The organism is Micromonospora psammae (genome assembly GCF_036902725.1).
GTDB lineage: Bacteria > Actinomycetota > Actinomycetes > Mycobacteriales > Micromonosporaceae > Micromonospora.
In genome coordinates this window covers 1-12898 of the sequence record NZ_JBAKHM010000007.1, presented here as the reverse complement: position 1 = coordinate 12898, position 12898 = coordinate 1, and the positions used below count along the sequence as shown (strand labels likewise).

Sequence of the window (12898 nt, the reverse complement as noted above, 5' to 3'; positions counted from 1 at the left end):
GAGCCGGCAGGACCTGTTCAGAATGACCCGCAAACCTTGGCATCCCCTCACTTTTCCCCAAATACGGAGGAAATTCGCGAGTGGGACAAGGCGCGCGACGCGGGACACGCCGCAGAGGTCACCCGGGCGGGTGGTTCAGGGCAGCAGCGCCACGGCGAGCGGCTGCACCGTCTCCTCGATCTCGTCGGCGACCCGGCTGAAGCACTGGTCGCCGCGACCCCACGGGTCGTCCAGGTCGTCCGAGTGCAGCGCGGACGCGCCCTGCCGGGCGGCGTCGGCGGCCGCCACCAGGGCCACCCCGCGGGCGTACACGGCGTCCGGGGTGGGCTGCGCCGGCGGCAACCCGCCGGCGTCCACCCCGGCCAGCAGCCGGCCGAACTCGCCGAGCACGAAGGTGCGCGCCGCCGCGTCCGGGCGCAGCGCCACCACGTACTCCTGCTGGTCGGTGGTGGCGGTGAGGACCAGGTCGGCGGCGTCGATGAGATCCGAACGGAGCTTGCGCGCGGCGAAGCCCTCGACGTCACCGCCGCGGCCGAGCACCTGGCGGGCCGCCGGCGGGTTCATCTCCTCGCCGGCGTGCCAGCCGCCGGTGCCGGCGCTGTGGCTGTGCAGCAGCTCCTCGGAGCGGGTCGGGTCGGCGCCGAGCCGGCCCAGCCGCTCCCGGACCGCCAGCGTCAGCAGCCGCTCGGCCATCGGGGAACGGCAGATGTTGCCCATGCAGACGTGCAGGACGGTGAACGGTGGCACTCAGGCCCCCCGACCGTCGAGGATGTCCGGGGCCACGTCGCGGAGCTTCTCCAGGCTGATCGCGCCGAGCCGGAGCAGCCGGGGCGCCTCCCCGGTCAGGTCGACGATGGTGCTCGGCACCGGGTCCGGGCAGGGCCCGGCCTCCAGGTACGCCCGAACCGAGTAGGCCAGCTGGTCCCGGGCCTCCTCGGCGGTCAGCGCGGCCGGCTGGCCGACCTTGTTGGCCGAGGCGACCGCCATCGGGCCGGTCTCCCGGAGCACCTCCAGCGCCACCGGGTGCAGCGGCATGCGGACCGCCACCGTGCCGCTGGCGTCGCCGAGATCCCAGGCCAGGCTCGGCGAGTGCTCCACCACGATGGTGAGCGCACCCGGCCAGAACGCCTCCACCAGGTCGCGGGCCGATCGGGGCAGCGAGAAGACCAGGCCGTCGAGGGTGTGCCGGGAACCGATCAGCACCGGGGGCGCCGTCCGGCTGCCGCCCTTGGCGTCGCCGAGGGCCTTCACCGCGTACGGGGTGAAGGCGTCGGCGCCGACTCCGTAGACCGTGTCCGTCGGCAGGACCACCAGCTCGCCGTTCTTGACCGCCTCGATCGCGGCGGCGATGCCGCGGTCCCGGTCGGCGGGCGACCGACAGTCGTAGAGCATCACGGTGAGCCAGTCTGCCACGCCGCGACGCGGACGGCGTGCGGGCCGTCCGCCCGGCGGGACGCGGTGGCGAACCGGGGACGCCCGGCCAGGTCGCGGTGCTCCGTGACGGCGGTGTACCGGCCGTCGGCGGCGAGCAGCCCCGGCACCGCCGCGCCGTGCGTGTCGTCGTGCTCGACGCCCAGCGCACCCGAGGGTCCGAGCAGCGTGGCGGCCCGGTCGACCACCGGCCGGATCACGTCCAGCCCGTCCGTCCCGCCGAAGACCGCCTCGTCCGGGTCGTGCCCGGCCACCTCCGGCGGTACGGCCACCGCGCGCGGCACGTACGGGGGGTTGCAGAGCAGCACGTCGACCCGGCCGACCAGCTCCGCCAGCAGCTCCGGGTCGGTGACGTCGGCGGCGACCACCTCGATCGGCCGGTCACCGGCGGCGGCGCGGCCGGCGGCGTTGCGGCGCAGCCACTCCAGCGCGGCCGGTGACCGTTCCACCGCCACCACCCGCGCGCCCGGCACCTCCTGGGCGACGGAGAGCGCGATCGCCCCCGAGCCGCTGCACAGGTCGACCACCACCGGCGCCGGCCGGGCCCGGGCCACCTCGATCCCCCACCCGGCGAGCAGCTCGGTCTCGGGGCGGGGCACGAACACCCCGGGCCCGACCGCCAGCTCCAGGTGCCGGAAGGCGGCGCTGCCGGTGAGGTGCTGCAACGGCTCCCGGGCGGTCCGCCGGGCCACCAGCGCGTCGAACCGGTCGCGCTGTTCGGCGGTGAAGCCGTCGGCGAGCGCCAGCCGTCCCCGGGGCACGTCCAGCACGTACGCGGCGAGCAGCTCGGCCTCGGCCCGGGCCGAGGGCACCCCGGCCGCGGCGAGCGCCCGGGCGGCCCGCGCCAGCACCGGCGAAACCCGTTCGCGTTCTGGCTCTTCGGAGGGGTGGCGCGGGAGAGAGGTCACGACATAATCATGAAGCGTCGCAGGTTTCGACACGAGCGGGTGCGCCCGGACGCACACCGACGGGAGGTTCGGCAGGTGGGGTGGCTCGACCGGGTCGATGACCAGGTTGACGCCCTGACGCATGCCCGCCATCTGCAGGAGTTCAGCCGGTCGGCCGAGGCCTGCGCCCTGCTCGACCGGGTGCTGCGCACCACCACCGACCCGCACGCCCGGGCCGACGCGCTCGTCCAGCGGCTCTGCGCACTGATCAATCTCGGTCGGACGGCGGAGTTCACCCGGGCCATCGAAGAGGCCTCCACCGCCGTCCGCGACCTGTCCGAGCCCTACCTGCACGGGCACCTCAACGCGCTGGCGGCGCTCGCCGCGCACCACCAGGGGGCGCTGGACCGCTGCGTCACCCACCTGGTCAAGGCGTCCCGCTGGCTGGGCGCGGTGGACGACCCGGACCGGGACACCGCCTGGGGCTGGCACGACCTGGCGATGGCGTACTCCTACCTCAGCTTCCACGGCTACGCGCTCGGCGCGATCGAGCGGGCCCGGCAGCTCGGCCTGGCGGCGGGCATCCAGGAGGAGGCCTTCGCCGCGCCGGGGATCCGGCTGCGCAACGCCGTCGCCCTCGACCACAACGGCGACAGCGACGGCTGCCTGCGGGTGCTCCGTGACGTCGCCGCCGACCTGGGCCGCTTCCTGCGGGACGGGCGGGCGGGCAACATCCGCCCCAGCAGCCTCGCCGCCTACGGCTACGCGGCGGCCCGCCGGGCCGCGCTGGGTGACCGGTTGGACGGCGACAACGAGGCCGACCCGGTCAAGCTGCTCGGTCACGGCGGGGACAGCGCCCGGGCGCGGGACATGCGCCAGCTCGGGCAGGCCTGCCTGGCCATCGCCGACGGGCGGCCGATCGAGGCGATCGCCCGGCTGGACACCGCCCGGGTCTCCACCGAGACGCTGGGCGCGGCCGAGCCGTCCCGGCTGCGCAGCATCGCCTTCGCCCGGGGCGGCGACCACGCGGCGGCGCACCGCGCCGACCGGGTGGCGTTCCGGCTCGCCGCGCAGCGCAACGACCGGCTGCGGGACGTCTACATCGACGGCATCGCCGCCCGGATCGACCACGAGGAGATGCGCCGCGAGGCGGCCCGCTACGAGGGCGAGGCGTTGACCGACCCGCTGACCGGCCTGCCCAACCGGCGCCGGCTGGAGCGCTACATCGGCTCGGTGGTGTCCCGGGGCGAGCGGGTGGTGATCGGCGTCTGCGACCTGGACGGCTTCAAGGCGGTCAACACCCGGCACGGCCACCACTCCGGGGATCTGGTGCTGCAACGGATCGCCGGGGTGATCAACCGGGTGATGCGCCGGGGCGACTTCGTCGCCCGCTACGGCGGGGACGAGTTCGTGGTGGTGCTCTCCGGCGCCGGCATGACCGAGGCGGCCGAGGTGGCCCGGCGGATCGAGGCGGCGGTGCGCAGCGAGGACTGGGAGTCCCTGGTGCCCGGCACCCCGGTCGGGGTGAGCATCGGCTTCGCCGAGGTCGACGGCGCCGGCGGGACGTCCCTGCGGGACGCCCTCGGCGCGGCGTTCGAGATCGCCGACCGCGAGATGCTCCGCGCCAAGCCGCGCGCCTCCTGACGCCCCCGGCGGGGGCGTCAGCGGCGGCTCAGGTCGGTCTCGCCGGCCAGTCGCGCGGCCCGGTCCGCCTCGGCGAGGGCGTCGAGGACGCCGTCCAGCTCACCGCCGAGCGCCAGGTCGAGGTTGTACGCCGTGTAGCCGATCCGGTGGTCGGTGATCCGGTTCTGCGGGAAGTTGTACGTGCGGATCCGCTCCGACCGGTCCACCGTGCGGACCTGCGCCTTACGGGCGTCCGAGGCGGCCGCGTCGGCCTGCTCCTGGGCGACCGCGAGCAGCCGGGCCCGCAGGATCCGCATGGCCTGCTCCCGGTTCTGGAGCTGGGACTTCTCGTTCTGGCAGGAGACCACCACGCCGGTGGGCAGGTGGGTGATCCGCACCGCCGAGTCGGTGGTGTTCACCGACTGGCCGCCCGGCCCGGACGAGCGGAACACGTCGATCCGCAGCTCGTTCGGGTCGATGGTGACGTCGACGTCCTCCGCCTCGGGCAGCACCAGGACGCCGGCGGCGCTGGTGTGGATGCGCCCCTGCGACTCGGTCACCGGGACGCGCTGCACCCGGTGCACGCCGCCCTCCCACTTCAGCCGGGACCAGACGCCGTTGCCGCCCTCGGGGACGCCCTTGGTCTTGATCGCCAGCGAGACGTCCTTCACCCCGCCGAGGTCCGAGTCCTGCGCGTCGATCACCTCGGTGAGCCAGCCGTGCCGCTCGGCGTACCGGGTGTACATCCGCAGCAGGTCGCCGGCGAAGAGCGCCGACTCCTCCCCGCCCTCGCCGGCCTTGATCTCGATGATCACGTCCTTGGCGTCGTGCGGGTCACGCGGGATCAGCAGCTCGGCCAGGCGCTCCTCCAGCGCCGGCAGGCCGGCCGCGATCGACTCGGCCTCCCCGGCGAAGGACGGGTCCTCCGCGGCCAGCTCCCGGGCCGCGGTCAGGTCCGCCCGGGCCTGCTCCAGCTCGTCGGCGGCCTTGTGCAGCGGGACCAGCTCGGCGTACCGGCGGCCGACCCGCCGGGCGGTGGCCTGGTCGGCGTGGATGGCCGGGTCGGCCAGCCGCTTCTCCAGCTCGGCGTACTCATCGAGAAGGGCGGCCAGGCGCTCGCTGCTCATGCGGGGGATGCTCCTTCGACGACGACCGGGGCGAAAGCGGGCGGAACGGACGAACGCCCGCGCCCGGCACGGAGCCGGGCACGGGCGTCGTCGGTGGAGCTACTTGGCCTTCTTCGCCTGAACCTTGGCGTACTTCTGCTGGAACTTCGCGACCCGGCCGGCGGTGTCGAGAACGCGCTGCTTACCGGTGTAGAACGGGTGGCAGGCGCTGCAGGTCTCGACGGTGATCGAGCCGCCCTTGGCGGTGCTGCGGGTCGTGAAGGAGTTACCGCAGGAGCACCGGACCTCGGTGGTCGTGTACTCCGGGTGGATGTTGGGCTTCATGTCGCCTCGGTCCTTTCGTCGGTGGTCGCCGGGTCGCCGCTGATCTCCCCGTCGCCTCGTGCGCGACGGACTCGGGCGTGAACCGGAACCGGTGGCCGATTGACCAGTGTGCCATGGGCCTTCGCCGACCCGGCAGGCGGGCCGCACGGCTGGTCCGGCAGGAGTAACGCCCCCGTCCCCACCCGCATTCCCGCAGCCCTCGACCAGCATTCACGCTGACCGGCTACGGTGGGACGGTGCCCGATTCGTCCCCGGAGGGGGCCGTGCCCGACTCGCTCCGCACGGGCCGCACGCTCCGCCTGATCGCCACCCGGGGGCTGCCCGCCTCCGGCAAGACCACCTTCGCCCGTACCCTCCAACCGGCCGTGGTCCGGGTCAACCGGGACGACCTGCGCCGGATGCTGCACGGCGAGCGGCTCTTCACCCAGCGGGCCGAGTATCAGGTGACGCTGGCCCAGCGGGCACAGGTGGAGGCGCTGCTCGGCGCCCGGGTGAGCGTCTGCCTGGACGACACCAACCTGCGCTCCCGCACCCTGCGGGACTGGGCCGACCTCGCCGCGCGTCACGACGCGGACTTCGTGGTGCACGACTTCACCGACGTACCGCTCGAGGAGTGCCTGCGGCGCGACGCCGCGCGGGCGGAGGAGGACCGGGTCGGCGAGGTGTACATCCGCCGCCTGCACGAGCGGTACCTCGCCGACCGTCCGCTGCCGCTGCCGGTGCCGACCGCCCGCGTCGGCCGGGCCGGCGCCGTCGACCCGGCCCGGCCGACGCCCACCGAGATCGTGCTGGTCGACATCGACGGCACGGTCGCGCTGAACGTCTCCCGCAGCCCGTACGACATGACCCGGGTCGGCGAGGACCAGCCCAACGAGGCGGTGATCACTGCGGTGCGGGCGATGCACGCCGCCGGGTACGGGGTGGTCTTCTGCTCCGGCCGGGACGCCTCCGCCCGGCCCGCCACGGTGGCCTGGTTGGACCGGCACGTGCGGGTGCCCTACCTGGGGCTGCACCTGCGGGCGGTGGGTGACTCCCGCAAGGACGCCGTGGTCAAGCGGGAGATCTACGAACGCGAGGTTCGCGACCGCTACCGGGTGGTCGGGGTCTTCGACGACCGGCAGCAGGTGGTCCGCATGTGGCGCTCCCTCGGCCTGACCGTCTTCCAGGTCGCCGACGGCGACTTCTGAGGCGGCCGGGTTTATCGGCTGGCCCGGTGCCGGCCGGTCGGGGAGGCTGACCGGCATGCTGGAGCTGCGGACCCTCACCCCTGACGACTGGAAGAGCTGGCGCGAACTGCGGCTGTACGCGCTGACCGAGGCGCCCCACGCCTTCGGCGCCCGGCTGGCGGACTGGCAGGGCGACGGCGACCGGGAGGACCGGTGGCGCGCCCGGCTGGGCATCCCGCGCTCGTACAACGTCCTGGCGGTGCGGGACGGCGAGCCGGTCGGCATGGCCAGCGGCGTGCCGACCGACGACGAGCGGGTGGTGGAGCTGATCTCGATGTACGTCGCGCCGGCCGGACGGGGCCGGGGCGTCGGGCACGAACTGGTGCGCGCCGTGGCGGAGTGGGCCCGCCGGTCCGGCGCCGAGGTGCTGCGCCTGTCCGTGGCGGAGGGGAACGACGCGGCGATGGGGCTGTACCGCCGCAGCGGCTTCACCGACACCGGCCGGTTCGGCGACCTCATGGCCGACGGCGTCCGCCGCGAGCACGTCATGGAGAAGCGCCTCCCGACGCGCTGAGCAGCCGACCGGACAGCGTCCGACGTGGACGACGGCGGGTGACCGCGGCCGGTCGAGGAACGACGAAGGGCACGGCCGGTGCGGCCGTGCCCTTCGGGGTCTCACCCGGGTGAGGTCACTCCCCCGGCGTCGACTTCGCGATCTGCATCAGGAACTCGATGTTGGTGCGGGACTGCTTGAGCCGGTCCAGCAGCAGGTCGAGCGCCGCCTGCGAGTCCAGCGAGTGCAGCACCTTGCGGAGCTTGTGGATGATGGCCAGCTCCTCGGGTGCGAGCAGGACCTCCTCCTTGCGGGTGCCGGACGGGTTGATGTCGATGGCGGGGAAGACCCGCTTGTCGGCGATCTTCCGGTCCAGCTTCAGCTCCGCGTTACCGGTGCCCTTGAACTCCTCGAAGATGACCGTGTCCGCCATGGACCCGGTCTCCACCAGCGCGGTGGCGAGGATGGTCAGGGAGCCGCCGTTCTCGATGTTGCGGGCCGCACCCAGGAAGCGCTTCGGCGGGTAGAGCGCGGTGGAGTCGATACCACCCGACATGATCCGGCCGCTGGCCGGCGCCGCCAGGTTGTACGACCGACCGAGCCGGGTCACCGAGTCGAGCAGCACGACCACGTCGTGGCCCAGCTCGACCAGGCGCTTGGCCCGCTCGATCGCCAGCTCCGCCACCGTGGTGTGGTCCTGCGGCGGACGGTCGAACGTGGCCGCGATGACCTCGCCCTTGACCGACCGCTGCATGTCGGTGACCTCTTCGGGCCGCTCGTCGACCAGCACCACCATCAGGTGGCACTCCGGGTTGTTGTGCGTGATCGCGTTCGCGATCGCCTGCAACACCATGGTCTTACCGGCCTTCGGCGGCGACACGATCAGCGCCCGCTGCCCCTTGCCGATCGGCATGACCAGGTCGATCACCCGTGTGGTCAGGATGTGCGGCTCGGTCTCCAGCCGCAACCGCTCCTGCGGGTACAGCGGGGTGAGCTTGTAGAACTCGGGACGCCGCTTCGCCTCGTCCGGCTCCATGCCGTTGATGGTGTCCAGCCGCACCAGCGGGTTGTACTTGTCCCGCCGCTGCTCGCCGCCGGTGTCGCGGGCGGCCCGGACGGCGCCGGTGATCGCGTCACCGCGGCGCAGCCCGTACTTCTTGATCTGCGACATCGAGACGTACACGTCGTTCGGACCGGCCAGGTAACCGGTGGTCCGCACGAAGGCGTAGTTGTCGAGGACGTCGATGATGCCGGCCACCGGGACGAGCACGTCGTCCTCGCCGACCTGCGGCTCGCGGCCACCGCCGGTGTCGCCGCCGCCCTCGGGGCGGTCGCTCCGGCCACGACGACGGTCACGGAACCGGCTGCGCCGGCCGCGCCGGCCGCCGCCCTCGCCGTCGTCGTCACCGTCGTTGTCGCGCTGGGCCCGGTCGCCACCGCGGTCGTTCCGGTCACCCCGGTCGCCACGCTCGGCCCGCTCGCCACGGTCGCCACGGTCGGCCCGCTCGCCACGCTCGGCCCGCTCGCCACGCTCGGCCCGCTCGCCACGCTCGGCCCGGTCACCACGCTCGGCCCGGTCGCCACGCTCGGCCCGGTCGCCACGCTCGGCCCGGTCGCCACGCTCGGCCCGGTCACCACGCTCGGCCCGGTCACCACGCTCGGCCCGGTCACGACCGCCGCGGCCCTCGCCGCGCTCGGCCCGGTCACCGGTCTCGGCGGGAGCCTCCTCGGTACGCGCCTCGGCGCGCTCCTCCGGAGCCCGGCCCTCGGTGGTGGTGCGGCTCTCGGCCGTGACCCGGCCACGCCGGGTCCTGGTCCGGCCCTCGGTCTCGCCGGTGGCGGCCGGCGCGGCCGGCGCCTGCTCGGCGGGCCGCTCCTCCCGCACCTCGGCGTGGACCTCTTCACGGGCGGGGGCAGCGGCGGCCGCGACCTCGGCCCGAGGTCGAGGGGTGCCGGCAGCGCCCTGCCGCTCGGAGATCGCGCTGATCAGCTCGCCCTTGCGCATGCGAGCGGTGCCGGAGATGCCGAGCGACGCGGCCAGGCTCTGCAGCTCCGGCAGCAGCATCGCCGACAGGCCGGTACCGCTACGCCGACGGCGGGCGGGGGCGGCGGTGGTGGCATCGCCAGCGACGTTGGAAACATCCGACGTCACGTCGGTGGTGTCGCTCAATGGATTCCTTCCCTCGATAGGCCGGGACTGCCCGGAGTCGAAGAGCCAGGTGGCCGGGCGGCCTCGGTGCACCCGCCTCGCACTGACGCGTCGCGGGAGTCTGTGGCACAGCAGCCGGTCGGTTTCCCGACTCACCAACGTCGGTGAGCAGGTCTCGCCCTCTGCGGCGACCTGTGGAAACTGCGGTGCGGCGTGGGCCTTGGCAGGGGTGACGGGCTGACCGCCGAGAGCTTCGGGGGTGCGCCGACCCGCAGGGAGATCGCATGCTTCGCGGCTGTGCTAAGTCTAGAGCGTAATCAACTCTTCCGACCTGCGGCAACAGGGTCCCGCTCGGCGTGTCCAAGTCTACCCCGGAAGACCGCCGCACCGCGCGCCTCTACTGGCAACCGCCAGACCTGCCAGTCTGTTCCCGCCTGGAAGCCGGCCGGCGGCTCGGTCAGCGCCAGCACGGTCGGGCCGGCCCCACTGACCACCGCCGCCACATCCGCCGCACGCAGCGCACCGACCAGGGCGGCGGTCGCGGGCATGCCGGCGGCCCGATAGTCCTGGTGCAGCCGATCCACGGTGGCGGGCAGCAGCAGCGCCGGATCGGCGGTCAGCGCGTGCACCAGCAGCGCGGCCCGGCCGGCGTTCAGCGCCGCGTCGGGGTGCGGCACGGTGGGCGGCAGCGCCGCCCGGGCCGCCGCGGTCAGTCCGCGCCCGGTGGGCACGAAGACGGTCGGCCGGACGGCGGCGTCGACGGGGAGCGAGACGGCCCGGGCCCCCGCCGGCTCCGTCCACGCCAGGGTGAAGCCGCCGAACAGGCAGGGTGCGACGTTGTCCGGGTGGCCCTCGATCTCGGCGGCCAGGCGCAGCACCGCGGCGTCGTCGAGGCGTTCCGCGCCGTCGACGACGAGCGCCCGGGCCAGGAGCACGCCGGCCACGATCGCCGCCGAGGACGAACCGAGGCCGCGGGCCTGCGGGATCCGGTTGACGCACTCCAGCGCCAGCCCGGGCGGCTGCCCGCCGAGGGCGTCGAAGGCGGCCCGCATCGACCCGGCGACCAGGTGCCGGTCGTCCGCCGGCAGCTCGCCGGCGCCCTCGCCGGTCACCGTCACCCGCACCCCGCCCGGGGTGACCTCGGCGGCCACGTCGTCGTGCAGGCCGAGGGCCAGCCCGAGCGCGTCGAAGCCCGGCCCCAGGTTGGCGCTGGTGGCGGGCACCCGGACCCGGACCGGGCCGGAGTGGAATGTCGTCGGCACGGGCTCATGCTAGGGCCCGGGGCCGACGTCCCGGTGTTCCGCCCGGACGGTGGGAATTGATCATTTCCGCTAGCCTGACGCCGTCATCGGCGGTCGGGAGGCGGTATGGAGCTCTACGGTGTGTCGGTCATGCAGCTCGCCGGAGAGCTGCCCTACCACGCCGTGCTCGTCACCGGCCTGGTGCTGGTGGCGACCCGCGCCGACCGGCTGCCCCGCCGGGCCCGGCTGCTGACGGCGACCGGGGCGGCCGTGCTGCTGGTGGCCGGGCTGGTGACCCTGGCCTGGAACATCGCCATCCCGCACCTCCTCGACTCCGGCTGGCTGCGGAACGCGGGGTTCGGCCGGCTCAGCCTCTTGGGCGTGGCGGTGAGCGCGGCGGCCTGGGTGGGCTACCCGGTCGGCACCGGCCTGCTGATCGGCGCCGTGTTCGCCGGTCGGCGACCCGTCGACCCGTCCGCCGACGCCTGGGGGGCCTGGACGCCACCGACCACCGACGCCGACGCGACCCCCGCGGCAGCGGCCCCGGCCACCACCCCGTGGGGCGGGACCGACCGTCCTCCGGCGGCACCCACCCAGGACTGATCTGCGGTCGTCCCCGGCGGCGGGTCGCTCCCACTCAGCGCGGGGCGGACATCTCCACCTCGGTGACCGGGTCCGAGAGCGAGAGCCGCCGGGTCGCGATCCGCCACCCCACCGCGTACACCAGGGTCACCAGGCCGCAGGCGGCCAGCACCACCCGCTCGTCCACCACGTCCACCATGGCGGCGACCACCAGCTGACTGATCGAGATGGCCAGGGTCGCCAGCATCATGTCGGTGGCGAAGACCCGGCCGCGCAGCCGGTCCGGCACCTCGCCCTGAAGGGCGAAGTTCGACAGCACCCAGTTGCTGCCACCGCCGAAGTGGGCGACGAAGACCAGGACGAGCACCAGCGGGAACCAGCCGGCCACCGAGACGCCGACGTAGGCCAGGCCGTACAGCGACATGGACAGGGCGAGCCCCGGCAGCAGCCAGGCCCGGTTGGTCAGCACCCGGCGCATCAGGATCGGCCCGACCAGCGCCCCGGCGCCCCGGGACGCGAAGAGCAGGCCGGTGCCGACCGCGCCGACGCCGAACACCCCTGCGAGCAGCGGAAAGACGGTGAGCACGCCGTTGCCCAACCCGACCGCGGACTTCACCGTCACCAGGGCGAGCACCCGCGGCCGGTGGCCGATGTAGCCCAGCGCCTCGCGGATCGCCGCCCAGGTCCGTGGCGTCGGCCGGTCGAGCTCCCGGGGCGCCTGCAGGGGCCGGCGGATCCGCGCGGCCAGGCCCGCGGCGAGCGCCAGGCCGACCGCGGCCACCCAGAAGCAGACGTACGGCCCGAAGGCCGCGCTGAGCACCCCACCGAGCGAGGCGCCGACCACGGTCATCGTGCCCCAGGCGGAACCGGCCACCGCGTTGCCGGCGGCCAGCTCGTCGGGGTCGAGCACGTTCGGCAGGGCGGCCTGCGCCGCCGGCGAGTAGAAGGCCTTGCCCACCGCCACGAGGGTGATCGCCGCCATGGCCAGCCAGGCGGTGCCGGCGTCCCGGACGCCGAGCAGGAGCAGCACGCCGAGCAGGGTGACGAGGTTCGCCACCATCATGATCTTCTTCCGGTCGAACCGGTCGGCGATCGTCCCCGTGTACGGCAGCAGCAGCGCCACCACGCCGGTGTCCAGGGCGAGCACCAGGGCGCCCCACACGCCGCTGCCGGTCAGCTCCGGCAGGAGCACCAGCAGCGGGACCATGACGAACCAGTCGGCGCCGAAGACCACCAGCTCGGCGAGGAAGAGATTGCGGAAGTTCCGGTTGCCGGTGAGGACCGACAGGGTGGGCGACACGTGCGGGAACCTTACCCGCCGACCGGCGCTCGGCCCCACGTCGGAGCAGGTGGGCGGCCGTGCCGAAGGCGGAGCCGGGCGCCCGCGGGCCCGGGATGGCCGGCCCGGCCGGGCGGGACGACCGTGCGGCGGCGCCCGGCGTCGGTGGGCCCCCCGATGTCACGGGCGAGCCGGTTCCCGTCCGCTCCAACCTGGACGGCGGCCGGCAGCCGACCGGGAGGTGCGCCACCGACCGGAGGACGGCCGCGGTCGGCCGGCCGACACGACAGACCCCCGGGCCGGTGGAGCCGGACCGGGGGTCTGCGTGCCGGACGGGGTTACTCCGTCGGCGGCAGCGGCGACTGCCGGCTCTTGGGCAGCCGCAGCACCTCGAACTGGTCGGTACCGTCCACCAGCGCCGGTGAGGGGGTCGGCCGGGCCGGGGTCGGCGCGTGGCCGGCCTGCGCGGCCTCGGCCGGCGCCCCCTCCGGGGCCGGCTCGGCGGCGGGCCGGCGGGCGTCGTCCGCAAGTCCGGG

Annotated in this window: 13 protein-coding genes; 4 read left to right on the top strand and 9 right to left on the bottom strand. The window is 74.6% G+C overall.

The features are described 5' to 3' along the window. Positions 1-135 precede the first annotated feature (135 nt). Genes V6U79_RS12265 through prmC form a run of 3 tightly spaced genes read right to left on the bottom strand, consistent with a single transcriptional unit; the run spans position 136 to position 2339 of the window. Positions 136-747 (bottom strand): arsenate reductase/protein-tyrosine-phosphatase family protein, encoded by a 612-nt coding sequence (locus V6U79_RS12265; RefSeq protein ID WP_334614729.1) that lies wholly within the window; start codon positions 745-747, stop codon positions 136-138. Continuing rightward, on the bottom strand, positions 748-1392 hold the full coding sequence (locus tag V6U79_RS12260) for an L-threonylcarbamoyladenylate synthase (protein WP_334526588.1): 645 nt from the start codon (positions 1390-1392) through the stop codon (positions 748-750). Beyond that, positions 1392-2339: a peptide chain release factor N(5)-glutamine methyltransferase gene (gene prmC, locus V6U79_RS12255; RefSeq protein WP_334526390.1), complete on the bottom strand. Its 948-nt coding sequence runs from the start codon at positions 2337-2339 to the stop codon at positions 1392-1394. The genes V6U79_RS12260 and prmC overlap by 1 nt, the downstream gene beginning before the upstream one ends. Before the next feature lie 75 nt (positions 2340-2414). On the opposite strand from prmC, the gene V6U79_RS12250 reads away from it, so the two are divergent. Further along, the gene (locus tag V6U79_RS12250) at positions 2415-3962 is read left to right on the top strand and encodes a GGDEF domain-containing protein (RefSeq protein ID WP_334526387.1); all 1548 of its coding nucleotides are present in this window, start codon (positions 2415-2417) and stop codon (positions 3960-3962) included. Positions 3963-3979: 17 nt separating this feature from the next. Here the strand turns inward: V6U79_RS12250 and prfA are convergent, their stop codons facing one another. Both prfA and rpmE read right to left on the bottom strand, forming a co-directional pair. Next, entirely contained in the window at positions 3980-5068 is a 1089-nt protein-coding gene (gene prfA, locus V6U79_RS12245; protein WP_334526384.1) for a peptide chain release factor 1, read from the bottom strand. 99 nt (positions 5069-5167) lie between these two features. Then, a complete protein-coding gene (gene rpmE / locus V6U79_RS12240) occupies positions 5168-5392 on the bottom strand; it encodes a 50S ribosomal protein L31 (RefSeq protein ID WP_334526381.1) in 225 nt (74 codons plus the stop codon). Between the two features lie 236 nt (positions 5393-5628). Between rpmE and V6U79_RS12235 the strand changes: the two genes are divergently transcribed. Both V6U79_RS12235 and V6U79_RS12230 read left to right on the top strand, forming a co-directional pair. Further along, complete coding sequence (locus V6U79_RS12235; protein WP_334614728.1) at positions 5629-6579, top strand: phosphatase domain-containing protein; 951 nt, start codon at positions 5629-5631, stop codon at positions 6577-6579. Positions 6580-6634: 55 nt separating this feature from the next. Then, the gene (locus V6U79_RS12230) at positions 6635-7132 is read left to right on the top strand and encodes a GNAT family N-acetyltransferase (protein WP_334526373.1); all 498 of its coding nucleotides are present in this window, start codon (positions 6635-6637) and stop codon (positions 7130-7132) included. A 115-nt stretch (positions 7133-7247) separates the two neighbouring features. Here the strand turns inward: V6U79_RS12230 and rho are convergent, their stop codons facing one another. Both rho and thrB read right to left on the bottom strand, forming a co-directional pair. Continuing rightward, positions 7248-9281: a transcription termination factor Rho gene (gene rho, locus V6U79_RS12225; protein WP_334614727.1), complete on the bottom strand. Its 2034-nt coding sequence runs from the start codon at positions 9279-9281 to the stop codon at positions 7248-7250. 296 nt (positions 9282-9577) lie between these two features. Next, positions 9578-10522 carry a homoserine kinase gene (thrB, locus tag V6U79_RS12220; protein WP_334614726.1) on the bottom strand — a complete coding sequence of 315 codons (945 nt, stop codon included), beginning with the start codon at positions 10520-10522 and terminating at the stop codon, positions 9578-9580. Positions 10523-10627: 105 nt separating this feature from the next. Between thrB and V6U79_RS12215 the strand changes: the two genes are divergently transcribed. Beyond that, positions 10628-11104, top strand: coding sequence for a hypothetical protein (locus V6U79_RS12215; protein ID WP_334614725.1), 477 nt, complete (start codon positions 10628-10630; stop codon positions 11102-11104). Positions 11105-11138: 34 nt separating this feature from the next. Here V6U79_RS12215 and V6U79_RS12210 read toward each other — a convergent pair whose 3' ends face one another. Together V6U79_RS12210 and V6U79_RS12205 are read right to left on the bottom strand one after the other, a co-directional pair. Beyond that, a complete protein-coding gene (locus tag V6U79_RS12210; RefSeq protein WP_334526358.1) occupies positions 11139-12383 on the bottom strand; it encodes an MFS transporter in 1245 nt (414 codons plus the stop codon). A gap of 317 nt (positions 12384-12700) precedes the next feature. Next, a partial coding sequence (locus tag V6U79_RS12205; protein WP_334614724.1) for a hypothetical protein occupies positions 12701-12898 on the bottom strand: 198 nt, incomplete at its 5' end.

What these genes read in the sequence shown, in the direction of transcription:
- V6U79_RS12260 (WP_334526588.1), bottom strand. Translation starts at nt 1,392, where the DNA reads ATGCTCTACGACTGTCGGTCGCCCGCCGACCGGGACCGCGGCATCGCC.
- prfA (WP_334526384.1), bottom strand. Translation starts at nt 5,068, where the DNA reads ATGAGCAGCGAGCGCCTGGCCGCCCTTCTCGATGAGTACGCCGAGCTG.
- rpmE (WP_334526381.1), bottom strand. Translation starts at nt 5,392, where the DNA reads ATGAAGCCCAACATCCACCCGGAGTACACGACCACCGAGGTCCGGTGC.
- V6U79_RS12230 (WP_334526373.1), top strand. Translation starts at nt 6,635, where the DNA reads ATGCTGGAGCTGCGGACCCTCACCCCTGACGACTGGAAGAGCTGGCGC.
- V6U79_RS12215 (WP_334614725.1), top strand. Translation starts at nt 10,628, where the DNA reads ATGGAGCTCTACGGTGTGTCGGTCATGCAGCTCGCCGGAGAGCTGCCC.